At 46.1% G+C, this 21,404-nt stretch carries 22 protein-coding genes; 1 reads left to right on the top strand and 21 read right to left on the bottom strand.

The window, feature by feature from the left end; genetic code table 11:
* Positions 1–13: 13 nt before the first annotated feature.
* From trmFO to JOE49_RS15295, 6 genes are all read right to left on the bottom strand, one after another.
* Positions 14–1,354 (bottom strand): FADH(2)-oxidizing methylenetetrahydrofolate--tRNA-(uracil(54)-C(5))-methyltransferase TrmFO, encoded by a 1,341-nt coding sequence (trmFO, locus tag JOE49_RS15320; protein ID WP_209941748.1) that lies wholly within the window; start codon positions 1,352–1,354, stop codon positions 14–16.
* A 27-nt stretch (positions 1,355–1,381) separates the two neighbouring features.
* A complete protein-coding gene (gene topA, locus JOE49_RS15315; RefSeq protein ID WP_160790004.1) occupies positions 1,382–3,484 on the bottom strand; it encodes a type I DNA topoisomerase in 2,103 nt (700 codons plus the stop codon).
* Between the two features lie 286 nt (positions 3,485–3,770).
* Positions 3,771–4,889 carry a DNA-processing protein DprA gene (dprA, locus tag JOE49_RS15310; RefSeq protein ID WP_023988183.1) on the bottom strand — a complete coding sequence of 373 codons (1,119 nt, stop codon included), beginning with the start codon at positions 4,887–4,889 and terminating at the stop codon, positions 3,771–3,773.
* Positions 4,890–5,116: 227 nt separating this feature from the next.
* Positions 5,117–6,046, bottom strand: coding sequence for a succinate--CoA ligase subunit alpha (gene sucD, locus JOE49_RS15305; RefSeq protein ID WP_025723280.1), 930 nt, complete (start codon positions 6,044–6,046; stop codon positions 5,117–5,119).
* Positions 6,047–6,095: 49 nt separating this feature from the next.
* Entirely contained in the window at positions 6,096–7,256 is a 1,161-nt protein-coding gene (gene sucC / locus JOE49_RS15300) for an ADP-forming succinate--CoA ligase subunit beta (protein WP_053325253.1), read from the bottom strand.
* 340 nt (positions 7,257–7,596) lie between these two features.
* The gene (locus JOE49_RS15295; RefSeq protein WP_209941746.1) at positions 7,597–8,067 is read right to left on the bottom strand and encodes a MarR family winged helix-turn-helix transcriptional regulator; all 471 of its coding nucleotides are present in this window, start codon (positions 8,065–8,067) and stop codon (positions 7,597–7,599) included.
* A 147-nt stretch (positions 8,068–8,214) separates the two neighbouring features.
* On the opposite strand from JOE49_RS15295, the gene JOE49_RS15290 reads away from it, so the two are divergent.
* A complete protein-coding gene (locus tag JOE49_RS15290) occupies positions 8,215–8,643 on the top strand; it encodes an organic hydroperoxide resistance protein (RefSeq protein ID WP_209941745.1) in 429 nt (142 codons plus the stop codon).
* Between the two features lie 377 nt (positions 8,644–9,020).
* On the opposite strand, the gene JOE49_RS15285 is transcribed toward JOE49_RS15290, so the two are convergent.
* From JOE49_RS15285 to JOE49_RS15215, 15 genes are all read right to left on the bottom strand, one after another.
* Positions 9,021–10,640 (bottom strand): YifB family Mg chelatase-like AAA ATPase, encoded by a 1,620-nt coding sequence (locus JOE49_RS15285; RefSeq protein ID WP_209941743.1) that lies wholly within the window; start codon positions 10,638–10,640, stop codon positions 9,021–9,023.
* Between the two features lie 163 nt (positions 10,641–10,803).
* The gene (locus JOE49_RS15280; protein WP_025723284.1) at positions 10,804–11,355 is read right to left on the bottom strand and encodes a nitroreductase family protein; all 552 of its coding nucleotides are present in this window, start codon (positions 11,353–11,355) and stop codon (positions 10,804–10,806) included.
* 153 nt (positions 11,356–11,508) lie between these two features.
* Positions 11,509–11,892: a YraN family protein gene (locus JOE49_RS15275; protein WP_028542733.1), complete on the bottom strand. Its 384-nt coding sequence runs from the start codon at positions 11,890–11,892 to the stop codon at positions 11,509–11,511.
* Positions 11,892–12,191 (bottom strand): EscU/YscU/HrcU family type III secretion system export apparatus switch protein, encoded by a 300-nt coding sequence (locus JOE49_RS15270; RefSeq protein ID WP_023988176.1) that lies wholly within the window; start codon positions 12,189–12,191, stop codon positions 11,892–11,894. Before JOE49_RS15270 ends, JOE49_RS15275 begins: the two co-directional genes overlap by 1 nt.
* Positions 12,188–14,296, bottom strand: coding sequence for a DNA ligase (locus tag JOE49_RS15265; protein WP_209941741.1), 2,109 nt, complete (start codon positions 14,294–14,296; stop codon positions 12,188–12,190). The genes JOE49_RS15270 and JOE49_RS15265 overlap by 4 nt, the downstream gene beginning before the upstream one ends.
* A gap of 90 nt (positions 14,297–14,386) precedes the next feature.
* A complete protein-coding gene (locus tag JOE49_RS15260) occupies positions 14,387–15,034 on the bottom strand; it encodes a ribonuclease HII (protein WP_209941739.1) in 648 nt (215 codons plus the stop codon).
* Between the two features lie 210 nt (positions 15,035–15,244).
* Positions 15,245–16,105 carry a ribosome biogenesis GTPase YlqF gene (ylqF, locus tag JOE49_RS15255; RefSeq protein ID WP_023988173.1) on the bottom strand — a complete coding sequence of 287 codons (861 nt, stop codon included), beginning with the start codon at positions 16,103–16,105 and terminating at the stop codon, positions 15,245–15,247.
* A gap of 86 nt (positions 16,106–16,191) precedes the next feature.
* On the bottom strand, positions 16,192–16,818 hold the full coding sequence (gene lepB / locus JOE49_RS15250) for a signal peptidase I (RefSeq protein ID WP_013309866.1): 627 nt from the start codon (positions 16,816–16,818) through the stop codon (positions 16,192–16,194).
* Between the two features lie 101 nt (positions 16,819–16,919).
* The gene (gene rplS, locus JOE49_RS15245) at positions 16,920–17,264 is read right to left on the bottom strand and encodes a 50S ribosomal protein L19 (protein ID WP_010346403.1); all 345 of its coding nucleotides are present in this window, start codon (positions 17,262–17,264) and stop codon (positions 16,920–16,922) included.
* Positions 17,265–17,488: 224 nt separating this feature from the next.
* Positions 17,489–18,307 carry a tRNA (guanosine(37)-N1)-methyltransferase TrmD gene (gene trmD / locus JOE49_RS15240; protein WP_209941736.1) on the bottom strand — a complete coding sequence of 273 codons (819 nt, stop codon included), beginning with the start codon at positions 18,305–18,307 and terminating at the stop codon, positions 17,489–17,491.
* Positions 18,307–18,822, bottom strand: coding sequence for a ribosome maturation factor RimM (rimM, locus tag JOE49_RS15235; RefSeq protein ID WP_013309864.1), 516 nt, complete (start codon positions 18,820–18,822; stop codon positions 18,307–18,309). The genes trmD and rimM overlap by 1 nt, the downstream gene beginning before the upstream one ends.
* A 97-nt stretch (positions 18,823–18,919) precedes the next feature.
* Positions 18,920–19,150 carry a KH domain-containing protein gene (locus tag JOE49_RS15230; protein ID WP_013309863.1) on the bottom strand — a complete coding sequence of 77 codons (231 nt, stop codon included), beginning with the start codon at positions 19,148–19,150 and terminating at the stop codon, positions 18,920–18,922.
* A 23-nt stretch (positions 19,151–19,173) separates the two neighbouring features.
* Entirely contained in the window at positions 19,174–19,446 is a 273-nt protein-coding gene (gene rpsP / locus JOE49_RS15225; protein ID WP_013309862.1) for a 30S ribosomal protein S16, read from the bottom strand.
* A 67-nt stretch (positions 19,447–19,513) separates the two neighbouring features.
* A complete protein-coding gene (gene ffh, locus JOE49_RS15220; RefSeq protein ID WP_023988170.1) occupies positions 19,514–20,890 on the bottom strand; it encodes a signal recognition particle protein in 1,377 nt (458 codons plus the stop codon).
* Between the two features lie 52 nt (positions 20,891–20,942).
* Positions 20,943–21,311, bottom strand: coding sequence for a putative DNA-binding protein (locus JOE49_RS15215; RefSeq protein WP_023988169.1), 369 nt, complete (start codon positions 21,309–21,311; stop codon positions 20,943–20,945).
* Between the last annotated feature and the right edge of the window lie 93 nt (positions 21,312–21,404).

The raw sequence follows: 21,404 nt of genomic DNA, 5'->3' as shown, positions 1-21,404 counted from the left end.
TTTTCCTTCATCCCTATGCCTGTACTTCAGCTGACATAACTCCCGTTTCGTTGATATAACCATGCAAACTTTCCAGCGCGCGATTAGCGAGAGCTTCATTTTTTTCCTTTTTGTTACGAATCCGTTCCTCCAACTTTGGAAGCAAACCAAAATTTGCATTCATCGGTTGAAAATGCTTAAAATCAGCGGTCGTAATATACCGCGCCATGCTGCCTAATGTCGTTTCTGCAGGAAATACAAACATTTCCTGTCCACGCGCTGCTCGTGCCGCATTCATCCCGGCCAGCAGACCAGAAGCCGCCGACTCCACATATCCCTCTACACCGGTCATTTGTCCGGCGAAGAATAGATTACTTCTTCCCTTGAACTGATAGGTTGGATGAAGTTGCTGCGGAGAATTAATAAAGGTATTACGATGCATCACACCGTAACGTACAAACTCTGCCTCTTCAAGACCCGGAATCATTGAAAATACACGCTTTTGCTCCCCCCATTTGAGGTGAGTCTGGAAACCAACCAGATTATACAGCGTTCCTGCGGCGTTATCCTGCCGAAGCTGAACAACTGCGTGGGGCAGTTCACCTGTATGTGGATTTACGAGACCCACAGGTTTCATTGGTCCGAATAATGCCGTTTGTTTCCCACGTTGCATCATCACTTCGATGGGCATACAGCCTTCGAAATAAATTTCTTTTTCGAATTCCTTGACTTGCGCTACCTCAGCCGTAATCAGAGCCTCATAAAAAGCATCAAATTCCGCTTCGTTCATCGGACAATTCAAGTACGCTGCTTCTCCCTTATCATAACGGGAAGCCACATAAACCTTGCTCATGTCGATAGAGTCCTTTTCTACAATCGGGGCTGCCGCATCGTAAAAATAAAAATACTCCTCTCCCATCAGCGATTTAATCTGTTCCGACAAAGCGGGAGAAGTTAAAGGCCCCGTCGCAATGACCACAATACCATCCTGTGGGATTTCCTGAAGCTCTTCATTAACAACCTCGATCAAAGGGTGTTGATGAAGCGTATCAGTAATATGACCGGAAAATCCGTCACGATCCACTGCCAATGCACCGCCAGCCGGAACAGCATGACGATCTGCTGCACTCAGAATCAAGGAGTTCAGTATTCTCATCTCTTCCTTCAGTACGCCTACTGCATTCGTTAGGCCGTTTGCCCGCAAGGAATTACTGCATACCAGTTCGGCAAATTTATCTGTATGATGTGCTGGTGTTTTTACAACCGGCCTCATTTCATATAACTTAACTGGCACTCCACGGCTTGCAATTTGCCAGGCAGCTTCGCTGCCCGCCAAACCTGCTCCGATGACCGTTACCTTTTGTAGTTCACTCACGTTTAAATCCCCCTGCTATTGTTGTTCTTAAGAAGTCTCTACGCTCTCATCGCTCTCTTCCAGCATTTCGCTGTGATCGCAGACAGTACAGTTGAGCTTCGTTCCTTGTTTTGTACGTTTTTCGACCATTAGGCTACTGCAACTTGGGCAAGGCTTAATGGACGGTTTATCCCAGGAAACAAAATCACATTCCGGGTAGCGGTCACATCCATAGAAGACACGTCCCTTTTTACTCCGTCGTTCGACGACATGACCCTCACCGCATGTAGGACAATTAATCCCGATATCCTTAACAATTGGCTTTGTGTTACGGCAATCTGGAAAAGCAGAACAGGCCAGGAATTTACCAAATCGGCCAAGCTTATACACCATTTGGCTGCCACACTTATCACAAATGACATCGGATACTTCATCTTTTATTTCAATTTCTTTCATTTCTTCTTCAGCCACTTCAAGTCGCTTCTCGAATGACTCGTAAAAGTCACTCAACACCTTGACCCAATTACCTTCGCCTTCTTCGACGTGGTCAAGATCACCTTCCATATTAGCTGTAAACTCCACATTCAGAATCTCTGGGAAGAACTCCTCCATCTGTTCGATGACCAATTCGCCCAGCTCTGTAGGGAAAAACTTCTTCTCTTCAATAGCAACGTACCCACGTTTCTGAATGGTTTCCAGCGTTGGTGCATACGTACTTGGACGTCCTATACCCAGTTCTTCCAGCGTCTTCACCAGTCGCGCTTCCGTATAACGGGGAGGCGGTTGTGTAAAATGCTGCTTCGGCTCAACCGCTTCTTTTTTTAATTTATCGCCTGGATGAAGTGGTGGCAGCAGTTTATCTTCTTCGGTTTTACCGTCGTCATTTCCCTCTACATACACTTTCATGAAACCTGGAAAACGAACCTTAGAACCTGCTGCCCGGAATATCGTCTCACCCGCTTCAATATCTACGGACAAAGTATCCATAATAGCAGACGCCATCTGGCTGGCCATGAAACGTTCCCATACCAATTTGTACAAACGGAACTGATCCCGACTCATAAACGGCTTAACTGTTTCCGGATCGCGTAACGCAGAGGTTGGACGAATCGCTTCATGCGCATCCTGGGCGTTGGCCGCTTTTTTTGAATATTGACGAGGAGTTTCAGGTACAAAAGCTTCGCCATATTTTTGAATAATTAATTCTTTCGCTTCCTCTTGAGCTGAAGCGGCGATCCGTGTGGAATCCGTACGCATATACGTAATCAGACCCACGGTCCCTTCTTTACCTAAATCCACACCCTCATATAGCTGCTGAGCTACAGACATCGTTTTAGATGCACGGAAGTTGAGCTTCCGAGCCGCCTCCTGCTGCAAGGAACTTGTTGTGAATGGAGGAGAAGGATTGCGTAAACGCTCTTTCTCTTTAACATCGCGTACCTTGTAGGACGATTTTCCGATAGCTTCCAACACTTCCTGTACATCCGCTTCGCTAGAGAGTTCTTTCTTTTCACCGCGCAGCTTATGAAATTTCGCTTCAAAGGTACTGTCTTTAATAGCTAGTTTAGCTGTAATCGTCCAGTATTCTTCCGGTACAAACTCACTGATCTCGTTTTCCCGGTCCAAAATAATTTTCACCGCAACCGACTGCACACGCCCAGCGGATAGGCCCTTTTTTACCTTTTTCCAGAGCAACGGGCTGATTTTGTAGCCAACAAGTCGATCCAGTATCCGTCGTGCCTGCTGAGCATTGACCAAATCCATATTGATTTTACGTGGTGTTTTAAAAGCATCTTTGACAGCCTGCTTCGTAATTTCATTAAATACAACACGGCAATCTGCTGTATCGTCCAGTTCCAGCGCATGTGCCAGATGCCAGGCAATAGCCTCACCTTCGCGATCCGGGTCAGCCGCCAGATATACTTTTTTTACTTTTTTTCGGGCATCCTTTAATTCTTTTAGAATTGAGCCTTTACCTCGAATGGTAATGTATTTGGGATTAAAATCATTTTCGACCTCTACGCCGATCTGACTCTTCGGTAAATCCCTGATATGACCCATAGAAGCCTTGACGATATATTTGCTGCCTAAGTATTTGCCGATCGTCTTCGCCTTGGAAGGCGATTCCACGATGACGAGTGAATCCGCCATAGGCTCTTCCTCCTCTCAATTACACACATGAATATGATAGACTTCCTGAAATGTGGTGAGTTATGACGCGATAGAGAGCTTCACAGATTGGTCATTCTTCCGGATCGCTGAGATTCTTCAGAAAAATTCCATCTGCTCCGCTGCTGCGAGTCATAATGTCAACACATTTCAGGAAGTGGGGAAGGAGTAGGAATCCGCGACGCGGATGAATGCCATACTGCCCTCCACCTGATGTTTAAAATTGAATTTGTGCATTTACTAACTAAGGACTTTGCAAAAACAACTACTAAATAAGCTTGTATTTTGTGCCCGCTAGCTGGGCGATCCTTTTTTTTATGATTAACGATAACAGAACTGCGTGTAAAAGTCCAAAATCCCATGCCGTAGCATCAAGCAGTTCATCCAGTGTCATGGTTCCCTGTTCAAGCAACAGTATGACACGGTTTTCCTCAGAAGTCTCACTTTCTGGCACTTTGGAGACCTCCTTCAGATTAAGACTCTGCTCTCTATTGTATGAAGAAACCTCCCTTGTACGCAAATCTGCTTCATACTCCTCAATAATATCCGAAGCTTCAGTGACCGTTTTTGCCCCTTGCTTAATCAAGCTCAGCGTACCTCTACTCTTCGGTGACGTAATGGGTCCGGGAACAGCAAACACATCTCGATTTGCCTCCAGTGCAGCATCAGCGGTAATCAAGGAGCCGCTTCTTGCATCTGCTTCGACAACAAGCGTTCCCTTCGTTAGACCGGCTATAATCCGATTACGTTGTGGAAACATTCCTGGATGCGACCTTGTGCCTGGAGGATACTCTGATAAGATCAAGCCATTGCTAGCCATCTCTGCAAATAAAGACGCATTTTGGGGAGGATAAATTTGATCAATCGCTGTTCCCAGTACACCAATCGTGTTTCCTCCCCGACGCAGGGCTGTTTCGTGACAAATACTGTCAATCCCTCTCGCCAATCCGCTAACGATTGTAATCCCTGCATTACATAATCCCTCTGTTAGTATCTCCGCTGCTCTACGTCCATAAGCGGTGGGAACGCGGGTTCCTACCATGGCTATAGAACATGTATGCAAAAGTGATTTATCCCCTTTTGTATACATTACCCAAGGTGGGTCAACTGTTTCCTTCATTAATAGGGGATAATCCTCGTCCACATAAGTTACCGTTCCAATATCACCGGATTGAACTCGCTGATATCGTTCATGCACCCATTCTTCATCATAACACTGAGCCGCAATGCGTGCCTGAGCAGGGCTTAACCCTATCTCGATCCACTTCTGTTCGCTAAAATGCAGTAGCTCATGCAATTGATAGTCACTCGACCAAATACGCTGAATTGTTTTTCTTCCGATTCCCTCTAACTCATGTAAGCCTAACAAAAGCCATCTTTCTTCCAAACTATGGTTCCCCCATTCACGGAAGAGTGAACCCTCCCTTATTTTGTGGCACAATGAATCATTTTGCAAGCGTTTCCCTGACAAGCCTGTCTTAACGCAAAAAAAGCAACCTTTTCATCCCCTGTTTCAGAAGATAAAAAGGTTGCTTACCTTTCTTTCATTATACACTAGCCTGCGGCAAATTTCGATGCAGTTTTATGGCCTGTATATTAATGAAGGAACACGATTTAATGTGTCGTACACAAATTCAAAATACCACGTGCTTCCAGCACACTTACCAGTGTCGAGCCCATTTCGGAAGGAGTCGGTGCCACCTTGATCCCGCAGGCTTCAAGCGTGGCAATTTTCTCTTTGGCCGTTCCTTTTCCGCCAGAAATAATGGCACCTGCATGCCCCATCCGTTTGCCTGGAGGCGCAGTCACACCACCGATAAAACCAACCACCGGCTTCGTCATATTATCCCTGATCCACTCGGCAGCTTCTTCCTCGGCTGTACCACCAATTTCTCCGATCATAATGACAGCATGAGTGTTGGGGTCCTCATTGAAGCGTTGCAAAATATCAATGAATTCTGAACCTTTAACGGGGTCACCGCCAATACCAACCGCAGAAGATTGTCCTATACCTCGGGTCGTTAACTGATGCACTGCTTCATAGGTCAAAGTACCACTACGTGACACAACGCCTACATGACCTGGTAGATGAATGTAACCTGGCATAATACCGATTTTACATTCTCCTGGCGTAATAACGCCCGGGCAGTTAGGGCCAATCAGAACGGTCTTTTTACCTTCCATAAAACGTTTGACCCTGATCATATCAAGCACCGGAATGCCCTCCGTGATACAAATCACGAGATCTAATTCCGCATCTACAGCCTCCAAAATGGAATCTGCGGCAAAAGCTGGTGGCACGTAAATCACGCTCGCTGTAGCGCCAGTAGCTTCCTTGGCTTCGCTCACTGTATTAAACACTGGCAATTTGACCTGTTGTCCGTTCTCCAGTGTAATTTCTACCTCGGTGCCTCCCTTACCTGGAGAGGTGCCACCTACCATTTGTGTACCGTAATCAAGTGCACCCTTGGCATGAAACAACGCCGTTTTTCCCGTAATCCCCTGTGTAATCACCTTTGTATGCTTATCGACCAAAATACTCACGATCTTCACATCCCCTATCGTTTATTCGGCATATCGGAATGCAAACAGGCTATTGAACAAGTTCGACGATTTTTTGGGCGCCATCCGCCATGGAATCGGCTGCCACGATATTCAAACCGGATTCCGCTAAAATCTGTTTGCCGAGCTCAACATTCGTCCCTTCAAGACGGACAACAAGCGGACGAGTCAGCCCCAACTGTTTGGCAGCCTCCACGACGCCGTTCGCAATGATGTCACACTGCATAATTCCGCCGAAAATGTTCACGAAAATACCTTCTACCTTCGGATCGGACAAAATGATTTTGAACGCTTCGGTTACCTTTTCCGTCGTCGCACCGCCCCCTACGTCTAGGAAGTTGGCCGGATCGCCACCGTAATATTTAATAATATCCATGGTTGCCATCGCCAAACCCGCACCATTGACCATACAACCAATATTTCCGTCCAGAGCGATATAGCTTAGATCGTATTTAGATGCCTCAATTTCCTTCTCATCCTCTTCATCCAAATCACGCAATTCCAAAATATCCTTATGACGGAACAACGCATTAGAATCAAAATTCAGTTTGGCATCCAACGCCAGTACATTCCCATCACCCGTAACGACTAAGGGATTGATTTCTGCAATCGAACAATCCTTGTCCACAAAAGCTTCGTATAGCGCCAGCATAAACTTGACCGCTTTGTTTACCAGTTCATTAGGAATATTAATGTCATATGCCAACTTACGTGCCTGATACACCTGAAGCCCAATCGCTGGATCAACAACCGCTTTAAAAATTTTCTCCGGAGTGGCTGCAGCCACCTCTTCGATTTCCGTACCGCCTTCTTCTGAGGCCATCATTACGATACGTCCAGTCGCACGATCTACGACAACGCCGACGTAATATTCTTTACGAATATCGCAGCCTTCCTCAACCAAAAGGCGTTTGACCTCTTTACCTTCAGGTCCGGTCTGATGCGTCACCAGCACCTTACCCAAAATTTCAGAAGCAAAAGTCCGCACCTCATCCAAACCTTTGGCAACTTTCACGCCACCCGCTTTACCGCGACCACCAGCATGAATTTGTGCTTTTACCACCGTAACAGCGCTTCCAAGCGATTCTGCCGCAGCAACGGCTTCCTCCACCGTATAGGCAACCTTACCGTTCGGTACAGCCACTCCGTACTGCTTTAATACTTCTTTACCCTGATATTCATGGATATTCATTCTGGAATCCTCCTATCAACATGACTGCAACAAGGGCGGTTCACAAGGAAATCTATACTAAACCTACATCATTGTAACATGTTTTTAAAACGCTTTCCTTATAATTTAACCTCATGAATTACAGTATTTTGATATCATTATCATTCCCAAAATCGAATGCTTGGATATTATTGGATATTACCATTAATACAAATTCACACAAAAAAAAAAGCACCTCTACAACATGGGATTACCTAATCCGCATTAAGAGGCACTTTATTTCTTCAAGCATTATTAGGTATTTTTTCTTTCAGCTTAGAACAATCATGCCATAAGATTCGCAAGAGCAACTGGAAATACCTTATGATTTTTCAATTTGTACATTCGCTTGATGAACACGATCAAGCAGATCATTGAACTGAAGCAGAAGCAACCCAAATTGATCATGATCCATACTTGTTTTTTCCTGGATGCATCCTGGTACAGACAGAGCTTTTTCCCGCAATGCGCTTCCCTCTGTCGTCAAAGAAATCAGCACCTTACGCTCATCCTGAGTAGAACGCTTTCGATCGATCAACCCGGCGTTCTGCAATCTCTTCAATAGCGGAGTTAGTGTGCCGGAGTCCAAATATAGTGCCTCACCCAATTCCTTCACTGTACACTCTTCACGCTCCCAGAGCACGATAAGTACCAAATATTGCGAGTACGTCACACCTAGCTTTTCCAGATAAGGCTGGTATAGCTTCGTAATCTCTCTGGAGCATGCATATATGGCAAAGCATAACTGATTATCAAGTTTCAACGCTGTACCTTCATTAGGATTGTTTTCCATGCTGTCTGATCACCTACTTTCGTCATTATTTTAGCACATTATATAATAAATTACATGCTAATTGCACAAAATACTTTACAAACAATAATTATTTTGATAAATTAAATTGTATAAAATATAAATTGAGCGAGAGGCAGTGATTGGATTATGATGACCATTCAACAAAAAATGTATGAAACAACAGTAAAAGCGGTTGGTGGACGTAACGGTTATATCGAGTCTTCTTCCCCTGAACTTCGTTTAGATATTGATACCCCAAAAGAAATGGGCGGCACAGGCGGTGCAGGTACGAATCCAGAGCAATTGTTCGCAGCAGGCTATTCCGCTTGCTTTGACAGTGCCTTAAATATGGTTGCTCGCATGCAACGTGTTAAGCATGAAGGTACTGAAGTAACAGCTACGGTCCATTTCGGCAAAGTGGAAGACGGCGGCTTCGGAATCGGAGTAAACCTCGATGTATTGGTAAAAGGCGTCGATCATGAAACTGCAGTAAAGCTCGTGGAAGGCGCACATGAACAATGTCCATACTCCCGCGCTACCCGCGGTAATATTGAAGTGAAACTGAACGTCTTGTAACTCAGATTTTCTTACCTATGTAGGGGGGGACATCTCCATCTCTCTTCATGAATTTAATAGTACTCGTTAGAATGAATTTCACAACAAGCCCCTCAACCGTTTTTGTCGAGGGGTTTATTATCCTTTCAGCTATCCCTTCGTTAAAGACTGTTTGTTTTTTTCCATCAAGTAACATGGGAGATGCTGCATAAACGTATATACGAAACTGATATACTCATAGTATAATCACTAATGTCATAATCTTATTTTTCTTCTCCAGATCTTTATTGTCTGGAGATTTTTTTGTCCTTTTTTTTCATTTTCTATTGCACATACCCTTTGGAAAAACTCTTTCATAAAAAATGATCGTGTTATAACTATTAAGTTTTATCGCCTTTTTAACTTTCGGGAAAACTGGCATTTGCTCTATCCATATGGCGGTATTGAATAGCTTCAGCCACATGTGAAGTCAAAATTTTCTCTGAGTCATGTAAGTCTGCAATGGTACGCGAAAGCTTGAGAATTCGATCATACGCACGCATGCTTAAACCGAGCGCGTCCATTGTCTGATCAAGCAACTCCGCTGCATTTTTTTCTAATACGGCATATTTACGAAGCATCTGACCAGACAGCTCACTATTCCATGAAAAGGGAAGCTTGCTGTATCTGTAGATTTGTATCGCTTGAGCAGCCAGCACCTGCCTTCGCATTTCAGCGGATGATAATGATTCTTTTTCCTCCCGCCAATCCTTCGGCTGCGATACTTCAAGCTGAAGATCAATCCGATCCAGCAGTGGACCGGAAATACGTGAACGGTAGCGGGCTACTGCTGCAGGTGAACAGGTACAGCGCTGATGTTCCGTATCATTTCCGAAAAAGCCACAGTGACACGGATTTAAAGAGGCAGCAAGTAAAAAATGCGCCGGATACTTAAAAACAGCACGTGAACGACTGATCGTAACATTGTGGTCTTCCAAAGGTTGGCGCAGCACTTCTAGTACATGACGGCTAAACTCAGGCAACTCATCCAGAAATAAGATCCCCCGGTGTGCAAGACTGATTTCTCCTGGTTTGGGTATACCTCCCCCACCCACCAAACCAGCAGCAGAGATCGTATGATGAGGCGACCGGAAGGGACGAATATTCATCAGATGAGGCGATGACTCCTTCCACTTCCCGGCAGCGCTGTATACTTTGGTGACTTCAAGCGCCTCCTTTTCAGTCAAAGGCGGAAGGATAGATGGCAACCTGCGGATGAGCATTGTTTTCCCAGCCCCTGGCGGTCCCATAAGCAAGATATTATGCATCCCGGCTGCAGCGATGACTAACGCACGCTTGGCGTGCAGCTGACCCAGCACATCGCTGTAATCCTCCATGTTGCTAGTTATCTCTTCTTTCTCACACAACGGTATATGCTCTGCTTGAGGTAAATGGTCATAGGAACAGATCATGACTTGTTTACTGGTAGTACAACTCTGATTTGTCGCTTGGCTATCAACAGTCCCCTGTGCACGATCTTCAATCGGGATAAGATCTGCTAGATGACGTATAGCGTAAATACGTATACCCGTAATCAGACGAGCCTCGCTTGCGTTTTCCTGGGGAAGCAGCACGGAGTTGAATCCTTCTCTCTTGGCCAGATCAACCATGGACAGCACCCCATTTACAGGGCGAATACTGCCATCCAGTGCCAGCTCGCCAATAAACAGCGTCCGTTCTCCCACGGGTAAAACGACCTGTTCACTGGTTGTCAGCAACCCTAAAGCGATAGCAAGGTCAAAAGCTGAACCTTCCTTACGCAAATCAGCAGGAGCTAAATTAATCGTGACACGCTGGGACGGATATTTAAAGCCACAGTTTTTAATTGCTGCTCTGACACGCTCCACTGCCTCTCGAATCGCCGAATCCGGCAATCCTATAATCGCTGTCTGAGGCAAGCCATTGGACAAATCAGTCTCAACTTCAATCAGAACACCATCTATTCCATACAGACAAGCTCCGTGTAATTTTCCATACATATCAAAAAGCACCTCTCCTCATATTGGAATGCTCCCTCTCGGGAATCATTGCATATATGAAAAAAGGTGCTTCCAAATTTTCATTCTTTGCAAATGTGATGTTCGAAATTTTAGCTCCGAACTATGCTTTCAAAATTCTTGACTAAGTTTATCTGACGACAGATTATTTGTCAAACAAGGTCAGCTTATCGGCTGCGGGAGTACGTGGTCTTGATTCCGGGATAACGTCAGGATAGCCTGCATATATCATTCCTATTACCTTCTCACCTGGTTGAATTCCCAAGTGCTCACGGAACTTAGGCGAATACAAAAATGGCTTTGTCACCCAAAACGTTCCGATTCCTTTGCTCCATGCGGCAAGCATAAAGTTTTGTACAAGCGCGCTGACCGCTGCAAAATCCTCATCCCAAACCGCTTGACGCGGGTCTTCTTCCAGCACTACTAAAAGCTGGATCGGGTTGTGCAAAATGCCGCTCTCAAACTTGTTGTCCTTACCGATATCTGCTGCAATTGCTTTTGCAAGCTTTTTCCGTCCTTCACCAGCAAACAACAGAAAACGCCACGGTTCACGCATTTTATGATTAGGAGCCCACACAGCGACGTCCAGCAATTCTTTGATCGTATCTACCGGAATAGAGTCGGATTTAAATCGTTTAATCGTCCGGCGTTCCTGAATTACATCTATGACATGTTCACTAAAGGTATGTTTTGTCACGTAAATCCTCCTTCACAGGTACAACTTCTCGATATTCATTTTCAGATGAAAATGATAACTATTCTCAATAAAATATACCTGTAGCTTTCCTTCCTGTCAACCTGTACATATGAATTCAGTCCCGCACTCTTAGCTTCGAAAAAGCTCTTACTCTTAAAATGCGCCTATTAAATGGTCTGTAACAACTGCCTTTTCGTCAGTTAATTGTACAGAAATCATGTCAAAGCGGATTGGAGCATCTCCAATCCCGTTCATATGCAAATATACAGCGGCTGTTTGGCGAACTTGGGCTATTTTACGCGCAGTAACTGATTCTGCTGGCGTTCCATATTTGGAGCTACTTCGACTACGTACCTCAATAAACACGAGTGTATGCTCCTGCTTGGCAATCAGATCTATTTCACCACTGCGGCATCGCCAATTACGCTCTATGATTCGGTAACCCAAGTTTTTTAAAAACAAAGCCGCTGCCTCTTCGCCCATCGCTCCTTTAGCTTTCCGTTGATCCTTGCCTCCAGCCTTCATTTCATTCCACATCACCAGTCATCCCTTGAAGCAAGCCGATCCATTTGATATATATAGGTAAGCACCTCTGCCACCAACTGATAGAGCTCAGCAGGGATTTGTTCGTCCAAATCAAGTTTGGATAGTACTTCAACCAGCGCAGCATCCTCCTGAACGGGAACACCATGTTCTTTGGCTTTTTCTAAAATGCTATCCGCAATACGGCCGCTCCCCTTGGCAACGACAATCGGTGCTTCGCTCTCACCAGGCGTATATTTAAGGGCGACCGCCTTCTTTATGGAAGGAGAAGGAGGTTCCAACGGCTCTTTCATATTTTAAGATCGACTCCTTTATACGGCTGAGGCACATAGCTTTGTACTTCAGAAGAGGCGAGGCTGTTCTGTTCAGTCCTTATGGGCATGGGCTCGGTACGAAGCGATAGAAGCTGGTATCCTAGTGACTCCAACGCTGTGTGAATGGACTCACGCCCACTGGTTAACAACGAAGCCGCCCATTCATGATCATTATGGAGCTTGACACTTACAATCCGATCTACAACCTGGACATCTACCAGGGTCGGTCCAAGTCCCTTCATGTCCAAATCAAACCAAAGACGACAGTTGGAGGCGTCCAGCTCTCCCCGTTTGCCGCGGCGGGACTGAATCTGGATCGTAGCTGTTTCGCGACCGTCCGGTCCAACGAATGGTATAAACATGTGTACTTGTGCAAAAGGCGCCGTTCGGTCTGTATTGAGCAGCAACTGCTGACCTGTCAGGTGCTGTACAACCTGCTGAGCCGCCTCTTTCAAAGCGGGCGGCAGGTCGTCACTGCTCATCAGCTGGAGCAGTGCCCCTTTTACGGTGTCTGCGTCTGCTGACACCGTGTCCCCAGACGCAGCCGCTAATCCCGGCAGCGTCTGGGGCATTCCCTCTGGCGGCTCCATACGTGCCGCCGCCCCTTGCGCGACCTGTGTAGTCGCGCGGTGCACTTGCTGCTCGTGCTCTGCACCGAGCAGCTTCAGTACGCGGCCTACCCACGGGTCTTCCGTGGGGGTGAGCTGCGGGCTGGACGCCACAGGCTGCGATGCAGTGGCGTCTGCAGCCCGCAAAGCGCCGGCCATTGGCTGCGCCACTTCCGTTGCGGGCTGCTCTGGCACGGCCGTGCTCAGCGCGGGTGGCACCGCCGCGCGTAGCTCTTGCAGCAACGTGCGCAGCCGCTGGAGCGGCACCTCTGGCGCAGCAGTGTTGCCTGCTGTGGATTGCGGCACAGGGGCACCAGCCTGCTGTGCGGAGGGACGGTCAGCCGTGGCTGCGGTTAAGGCGGGCTTTGCCCCCGCAGGCTCTGCCGTGACAGCCGCTGGAGCGCCATCCGCCTCCTTAAGCTGTGTGCTTGCCGCAGTAGCTTGCTGTGACTGCTCCACTCTGGTGCGAGGACCATTTAATGCATCAGCACTCGATTCTGACGCATTTACGCCAGCTTCCGATGCCACTGTCGCTCCGCGTCCATTGGTTGCCTCCGATTCTCCTGAAGCAGTCCCTTTGGCTGCAGATGTAGCCCCCGTCGCAGTATCTGAATCTGTTGCCAAAGCACTCGCTTCACTCACTGCAGTAGCAAGGTTGGCTGCTTGAGTCCCTTTTAAAAATTCCTTGCCGCCTGTGGTTTGTCCAGCTTCTGTCTGCTTTGCAGCGGCAGAAGCATCCTTGGACAATGTAGGAGCTTGGCCTTCCTGTCCATCTACCACCACAGAAGAAGCACCTGTTGGACTAGCAGACATTCGGTCAGCGTTCTTTATAGCTGTCGATTCCCCCACTGAACGATCAGTGGATATTCCCTGTGCTTGCTGTTTTAATACCGTTTCAAGCTCTTGCTCCAGCGAAGACAACAGATCATTTAAAGGAGGCCCAAACATCGCTTGACGCAATCCGTTTATGCTTTCTGCCGTCAATGGAAGTCCCCGTTGAAAGGCAACTGCCGCCGCCTGCACAAACGTTCCCAATTGTACATTGCCGCTTTGCTTCGCCATAGCTTCTCGCAAAGAAGACGCATTTTCCGACGTCAACGGCACACCATTCTTTTGCATTGCCTGTATAAGCTCCCTGTTCTGAGCTGTATCCGGCAGTCCCACCGATTCCAATACATCTGTCAGCGCTACGGTTTGCTGTGGTGTATTGGCCACATCGTTCAGAGGCTTAAGCACCGTCATTCCGCTGGGGGAAGCCGGTTGAACCTGAAACGTTGTAGTCTGTCCAGGTTGAAGAGGGGTCTCCAGCTTTGCCCTGACCTGAGAACCTTGTATTTGCAACACAGCCTCACCGCCGTCCTCAGACACCTTTAGCACGACTCCTCGTACGACCTGACCTGGCTGCATATCAAGTTTTTTAGCCTCTCCAGCCTTCACATCTCCAAGTAATCCACGAAATACAGATCCGATGTTCATATCGCCCCTCCTCTCACTCTCCCCCATTCAAAGGGGCTTATGGTATTAGTTATACTTTATATCGGCATTGTCCCGATTCATAATAAGTAACTACAGATCAAACAGTGTCGGTTGCTCCGTCAACAAATTGCCCAGAAAGCTGCGTCTATGCATCTTTGTAGGTCCTAGCGCCAAAATTTGTTCCCTGTGCAACTTGGTAGCGTAACCTTTATGTATACCGATCCCATATTCCGGATACTTCGCATCCCATTCACCTTTACACAGCCGATCACGGGTTACCTTGGCGATGATAGAGGCCGCCGCAATGGACTGACTGTTCGCATCTCCTTTAATAATAGAGAGCTGAGGAATAGGCACATCTACCTTTTCTGCATCCACCAGTAAATAATCAGGAGATACATGTAAAGCCTCAATAGCCTGCTTCATAGCCAAACGAGCTGCCTGCTTAATATTGATATCATCAATCGTGTGCGCGTCTACATAGCCAACTCCTACAGCAATAGCCTTCTCCATAATCAGCTCGTAGTATGCTTCTCTCTTCTTGTCCGTCAATTTTTTGGAATCATCCACACCTTCCAGTAACTCACCCACTGGTAAAATGACTGCTGCGGCCACAACATCACCAAACAGGCATCCACGACCTACCTCGTCAATACCTGCAATCCGCTCACAAGACTGCTCCCAGCATTTTTTTTCATAATGTAGCATGTCCTTCACTACAATCTCTTTATTTTCCATATTCAATACCTGCCCATCTATATGTAGTTTAACGCGTCATTCATGCCGTAGCTCTAGCGATTGAATTCAGCTTACCACAGACCTTCACCGTCCAAAACCCTTTTCTAACTGCCTTCAAATACCAAAAAAAACCTTCCTCCTCTCCGGAGAGATGGGGAAGGTTCTTCCTTGCCACAAAATGCTATGTTCTGCATCGGTGTACCAGTAAAATCAGTAAGGAGCTTCCAAACTGAATCGTCCCAGCTTCCCTGCACGCAGCTCACGCAAAATGATTTTTGACGCCTTTTCGAGATCTACACGTCCGCCGCTAACAATACAGCCACGTTTACGTCCGATCGCTTCCATAACGTTGACAATTTCATCAGGATTTTCTGTATCTTCAGGACGTTCGGTGAGCTCAAAGCGCTCTGCCAGTGCATCCCAATAGTACTGAACCAAATATTTAGTCGCAAAAAAGGCAATATCCTCGACATTCAGAATTTCTTCCTTGATCGCACCCGTAACTGCCAGACGATAGCCTACATTCTGATCCTCAAATTTAGGCCATAGAATACCTGGTGTATCCAGCAATTCAATTTCTCCGATCTTGATCCACTGCTGTGCCTTCGTTACCCCTGGACGGTCACCCGTAGCTGCAATATTACGTCCCGCCATTCGGTTGATCAGTGTCGATTTACCGACATTCGGAATACCAACAATCAACCCACGCATAGGACGCGGGTTCATTCCCTTCCTAATCTGCCGATCTATCTTTTCCTTAAGCAGCAGCTTAGCCTGAATCGGAATTTCTTTTAGTCCCGTCCCAGTTGTGGCATCCACCGGAAGGGCCACATGCCCCTGCTCCTTAAAATAGGCAATCCATTGCTGTGATACTACCGGGTCCGCCAAATCTGCTTTATTCAAAATAATCATCCGCGGCTTGCCTTGCAAAATATCATCAATCATTGGATTTCGGCTGGAGAGCGGCAATCGAGCATCAATCAGCTCAATGACCAAATCAATTAACTTTAATTTTGCTTCAATTTGGCGGCGCGCTCTGGTCATATGACCAGGAAACCATTGAATCGTCACCGTCATCACCCCATTGATCGTAACTCCTACTTTTACCCTTAGGCTCTTAGTTAGGATTACGGCAGCTATGCTGCTTATTAGTTATTCTAGTGGTTAATCCACTGCATATCTTTCGCCGGCCAGAAAATAACGTCAGCCCGACCTACGACTTCCTTCAAATCAATATATCCAATCATCCGACTGTCTGTACTATTGGAACGGTTATCTCCCATTACAAAAATATGCCCTGCCGGAACTTTTCCATCCTTAAACTTCTCATTTGGAAAATTTGTAAACTTGTTGTAAAGCTCGCCATTCTGATGCGCTTCTTCTAAAGGAGCTTTCAAATAAGCTTCCTGAATCGGCTTACCATTTACTGTAATCGTGTCACCTTCTACCTTGACCGTATCTCCTTCAACGGCAATGACGCGTTTGATAAAGTCTCTTCCTTCCTCCGGCACATGAAACACGATCACTTCGCCTGGTTTAGGGGCACGGAAATCATACAAAATCTCATTTACAATGACGCGTTCTCCGGTATGAAAGTTAGGCTGCATCGACGGGCCATCCACAATAAACGGCTTAAAGAGAAGCCAGCGGATTAAAAAGACAAGCACTAACGCAATAATGATGGCCTTGAGCCACTCAAAAATCTCATTTTTTGGTTTACGCTTGGGCGTACCATCCTGATCAGTTGGCTGCTGTACAGCTCCTTGTCCTACTTCTTGCTCCATAGCTCACTGTCCTCTCTTTACGGTCAATAATCCACAGTTCCCTATGTACGTAGAAAAAACGAAAGGAGCTTGTAACCAAGCCCCTTTCGTTATTCGTTGTATTAACGACGAATTTCTTTAATTCTCGCTGCTTTACCGCGTAGTTCACGAAGATAATAAAGCTTCGCACGACGCACTTTACCACGGCGAGCCACGTCGATTTTATCGATTTTCGGGGAATGAAGCGGGAAAGTTCTTTCCACACCTACACCGTAAGAAATTTTACGAACTGTAAAAGTCTCACTGATTCCACCACCACGGCGTTTAATTACAACACCTTCAAACAACTGGATACGCTCACGAGTTCCCTCAATAACTTTCACGTGCACTTTCAAAGTGTCACCAGGACGAAAGTTAGGCAAATCTTTACGCAGTTGTTCTTCAGTGATCGCTTGGACGATATTCATCTATGACTCCCTCCTTCCGTACAGGTGTTCATGCTTCTTCTGGAAACACAACTGTTTCCTTCATCATCCACAGAGGACCACCGTATTACACACAACAGATGTATTGTATCATGGAGGATACCGCATTGCAACAACAAAAAGGGATTTGACCAAACATTATTTAATTGACTCCATTATAAAACAGGTCACTGCCTGCTTTCAAATCCACTCATGTCTAAGGCGCTTTATTGCTTATCCCCCAAACAGTCAGATTTGCGCTGCTCCTCAATCCACGTGCGCTCCTTGCCTGTCAGTTCAGCCTGTTCCAACAAGTCTGGTCGGCGTTCCATCGTGCGACGTAACGCCTCTTGGCGTCTCCAAGAATCAATATTGACGTGATGCCCTGACAGGAGTACATCGGGTACTTTCCATCCCCGAAACTCCGCAGGCCGGGTATAATGGGGGTACTCCAGCAGCCCCGTACTAAACGAGTCCGTTACTGCACTCGTTTCGTTCCCCAGCACTCCTGGTAGCAACCGTGTCACACTGTCAATGACGGTCATGGCTGGAAGCTCACCACCAGTCAATACATAATCTCCGATAGAAAGCTCATCCGTCACCAAATACTCTCGAATACGCTCATCATAACCCTCATAATGCCCACATATAAAAATAAGATGGTCCTCTTTGGCCAGCTCTTCCGCTTTCTTTTGCGTAAAAGTCTCGCCTTGTGGACACATCAAAATGATACGCGGAGATTTTATGTCTGTGTTACGTTCTACCCCTTCATGTTGGATAACTTCATCGGCTGTCTCTAATGTTGGTTGCTCTGATTTATCCAACAGCGCTTCCACCGCAGCAAAAATAGGGTCAGGCTTCAAAACCATGCCGCCCCCACCGCCATAGGGCGTATCATCCACTTGTCCATGCTTGTTGCCAGCATACTGACGAAAATTAACCGCTTGCAGTGATACAATTCCCTTATCCCTTGCTTTTCCCAGAATGCTTGCATTAAATACTCCATCAAACATCTCTGGAAACAGGGTCAGCACATCCACCCTCATTACAGCAGACCTTCCATTAACCGTACCGTAACCCGTTTTTCACGCACGTTTACATCCAAAATAACATCCTCTATATACGGCAATAGCAGTTCCTTGCCTTTAGGCATTTTGACTACCCATACATCATTGGCTCCCGGAGTCAAAATTTCTTTGACCACGCCGAGCTCATTTCCGTCTTCGGTCACCACTTCCATGCCGACTACTTCATGAAAATAGAATTCGTTTTCTTCCAATTCGCCTAACCGCTCAGCAGATACCTTCAACAATGTACCTTTATATTTTTCAACTTCATTAATATTGTGATATTCCTTAAATTTAGCGACAACCATATTTTTTTGAAAACGCGCTGTTTCAACAGTTACGGGGATCGGTGCTTTACCTTCCGCCGGAACAATCAAAAGCTCACTACCTTTAGCAAAACGATCTTCTGGGAAATCTGTCGTCGTTAATATTTTAAGCTCCCCACGGATTCCATGGGTGTTCACAATTTTTCCGACATTAAACAATTGTTGCATCGTGTTCCTCCTGCTTGTAATCGGTCCCGCTCCATATCATCTTCATCATGTACGAAAAAGGGTTAGGACATACATCCTAACCCACTTTCGTATATCTTTAAGATATGATGTCTACGGTAACCCGTTTATCCATCTTAACGGCTGCTGATGCAACCACAGTGCGAAGCGCCTTGGCGATACGACCCTGCTTACCAATGATTTTGCCTACATCCTCAGGATGCACACTAAGCTCATATACAACAAGCCGATCCTTCTCCAAGGTCTTCACGGTTACATCTTCCGGATGATCGACTAAAGCCTTAGCAATGATTATCACTAATTCTTCCATGGTTGACCCTCCGTATCAGCACCTTATTTCTGTAGTTTAGACTCATGAAACTTTTTCATTACGCCCGCTTTGCTAAGCAAGTTACGGACTGTGTCGGATGCTTGTGCACCATCTTGCAACCATTTCAGCGCTTTATCTTCATCAATTTTTACAACCGCTGGTACTGTGATTGGGTTGTAGTAACCGATTTCTTCGATAAAACGACCGTCACGCGGGGAACGAGAATCAGATACCACGACGCGATAGAAAGGAGCTTTATGTGCACCCATACGTTTCAGACGAATACGAACTGCCACGAAAATTCACCTCCTTCAAAAAGTAGACTGTATATTGTTATCCCATAATTCCAAGGGCCTAACGGCCTTAGCGGAAAGGAAACTTCATACCTTTACCCATACTCTTCAACTGCTTCATAGCCTTGTTTTTGCCACCCTTAGGTCCCATCATATCTGAGAACTGCTTCATCATGCGACGCATTTCGTCAAATTGCTTTATCAGACGATTTACCTCAGCCAGTGATGTTCCACTGCCTACAGAAATACGTTTGCGTCGGCTATGATTAATCATGTCTGGGTTTTGCTTTTCCTGTGTGGTCATAGAATGAACGATAGCCTCAATCCGGCCCATCTGTTTGTCATCCACTTTGATATCTTTCATTTGCTTCATGTTGCCCATACCGGGAATCATATCAAGAATCTGGTCGATTGGGCCAAGCTTCTTAACTTGATCCATTTGCTCCAGAAAATCTTCAAAAGTAAACTCAGCATTACGCATTTTACGTTCCATTTCCTTCGCCTTATCGGCGTCGATATTGGACTGCGCTTTTTCAATCAGGGACAACATGTCACCCATGCCTAAAATCCGTGAAGCCATCCGTTCAGGATGAAACGGCTCCATCGCATCCAGCTTTTCACCCAATGTAGCAAACTTGATCGGGCATCCCGTCACAGCCTTAACTGATAAAGCTGCACCACCACGAGTGTCACCATCCAGCTTCGTCAGTACAACTCCCGTCAACTCCAAGCTACTATTAAAGTGCTCTGCAACGTTAACCGCGTCCTGCCCCGTCATGCTATCTACAACCAGTAGAACTTCATCCGGGTTGACGTTGGTATGAATCTGACGTAACTCTTCCATGAGCTCTTCATCAACATGAAGACGACCCGCAGTATCTATAATAACGTAGTCATTACCATTATCCTTAGCATGCTGCAAACCCTGTTTCGCAATTTCTACCGGGCTTGTCTGATCTCCCAGTGTAAATACAGGAGTATTAATCTGCTCCCCCAGAACCTGAAGTTGCTTGATCGCGGCTGGTCTATAAATATCACCAGCTACAAGCAATGGACGATGATTTTGCTTTTGCAACAATTTCGCCAGTTTACCAGACGTCGTCGTCTTACCTGCGCCCTGGAGACCCACCATCATAATGACCGTAGGCGGTTTGTTTGCTTTGGCAAGCTTGGCCTGACTGCCACCCATCAACTCGGTCAGTTCCTTGTTCACGATGTCGATGATGACCATGCCTGGCGTAAAGCTGTCCATCACTTCCTTACCAACGGATTTCTCCTTTACCTTGGCAATAAAGTCCTTTACAACCTTGAAGTTAACGTCCGCCTCAAGCAAAGCTAATCGTACTTCACGCATCGCCTGAGCTACATCATCCTCAGACACTTTTCCTTTGCCGCGCAGTTTACTGAATACATTTTGCAAGCGAGTCGATAATCCTTCAAATGCCATACTTTCGCACCTCCTTGTCTACCAGGGTTGTTTGTTCTTATATCTATATGTCCTACAATTCCTGCAGGCGATTTACAATTTGATGGACATGTTGCAGAGTGCCTTCATCGGACTCACCGATTTTACCGAATGCCTCATACAACGTCTTATTTAATTCTTCGAGATCTTGGATTCTACGCTCATACTTACTTAGCAAACCAAGCTTTTCCTCGTACATTTCCAATACCTGTTCAGCACGTTTAATATGTTCATACACTGCCTGACGGCTAATTTGAAATTCCGATGCAATTTCCCCTAAAGAAAAATCATCATGGAAGTAATATTTTAAAAACATCTGTTGCTTCTCTGTAAGCAGAGGTTCATAGAAGTCAAACAGTCGGTTAATCCGGTTTGTCTTTTCCAGCCGATTCTCCTGACTCATCTTGTATACCTCCATCGTCAAGGAAAAACACTTTACAGTTCTTTTCAACGTTCCTTATGATACATAAAAGAAAAGAAGATGTCAAGCGTTATC

The sequence above is a fragment of the Paenibacillus sp. PvR133 genome (assembly GCF_017833155.1).
Classification (GTDB): domain Bacteria; phylum Bacillota; class Bacilli; order Paenibacillales; family Paenibacillaceae; genus Paenibacillus; species Paenibacillus polymyxa_B.
Note: the sequence above shows the minus strand (reverse complement) of the source record. Positions and strands in the feature narration are given on the sequence as shown.

Bases quoted from the DNA above. Each gene is read 5' to 3' on its own strand.
- topA (WP_160790004.1), bottom strand. From the start codon at position 3,484: ATGGCGGATTCACTCGTCATCGTGGAATCGCCTTCCAAGGCGAAGACG.
- sucC (WP_053325253.1), bottom strand. From the start codon at position 7,256: ATGAATATCCATGAATATCAGGGTAAAGAAGTATTAAAGCAGTACGGA.
- JOE49_RS15295 (WP_209941746.1), bottom strand. From the start codon at position 8,067: ATGGAAAACAATCCTAATGAAGGTACAGCGTTGAAACTTGATAATCAG.
- JOE49_RS15290 (WP_209941745.1), top strand. From the start codon at position 8,215: ATGATGACCATTCAACAAAAAATGTATGAAACAACAGTAAAAGCGGTT.
- JOE49_RS15285 (WP_209941743.1), bottom strand. From the start codon at position 10,640: ATGTATGGAAAATTACACGGAGCTTGTCTGTATGGAATAGATGGTGTT.
- JOE49_RS15275 (WP_028542733.1), bottom strand. From the start codon at position 11,892: ATGTGGAATGAAATGAAGGCTGGAGGCAAGGATCAACGGAAAGCTAAA.
- JOE49_RS15270 (WP_023988176.1), bottom strand. From the start codon at position 12,191: ATGAAAGAGCCGTTGGAACCTCCTTCTCCTTCCATAAAGAAGGCGGTC.
- JOE49_RS15265 (WP_209941741.1), bottom strand. From the start codon at position 14,296: ATGAACATCGGATCTGTATTTCGTGGATTACTTGGAGATGTGAAGGCT.
- JOE49_RS15260 (WP_209941739.1), bottom strand. From the start codon at position 15,034: ATGGAAAATAAAGAGATTGTAGTGAAGGACATGCTACATTATGAAAAA.
- lepB (WP_013309866.1), bottom strand. From the start codon at position 16,818: ATGGAGCAAGAAGTAGGACAAGGAGCTGTACAGCAGCCAACTGATCAG.
- rplS (WP_010346403.1), bottom strand. From the start codon at position 17,264: ATGAATATCGTCCAAGCGATCACTGAAGAACAACTGCGTAAAGATTTG.
- trmD (WP_209941736.1), bottom strand. From the start codon at position 18,307: ATGAGGGTGGATGTGCTGACCCTGTTTCCAGAGATGTTTGATGGAGTA.
- rimM (WP_013309864.1), bottom strand. From the start codon at position 18,822: ATGCAACAATTGTTTAATGTCGGAAAAATTGTGAACACCCATGGAATC.
- JOE49_RS15230 (WP_013309863.1), bottom strand. From the start codon at position 19,150: ATGGAAGAATTAGTGATAATCATTGCTAAGGCTTTAGTCGATCATCCG.
- ffh (WP_023988170.1), bottom strand. From the start codon at position 20,890: ATGGCATTTGAAGGATTATCGACTCGCTTGCAAAATGTATTCAGTAAA.
- JOE49_RS15215 (WP_023988169.1), bottom strand. From the start codon at position 21,311: ATGAGTCAGGAGAATCGGCTGGAAAAGACAAACCGGATTAACCGACTG.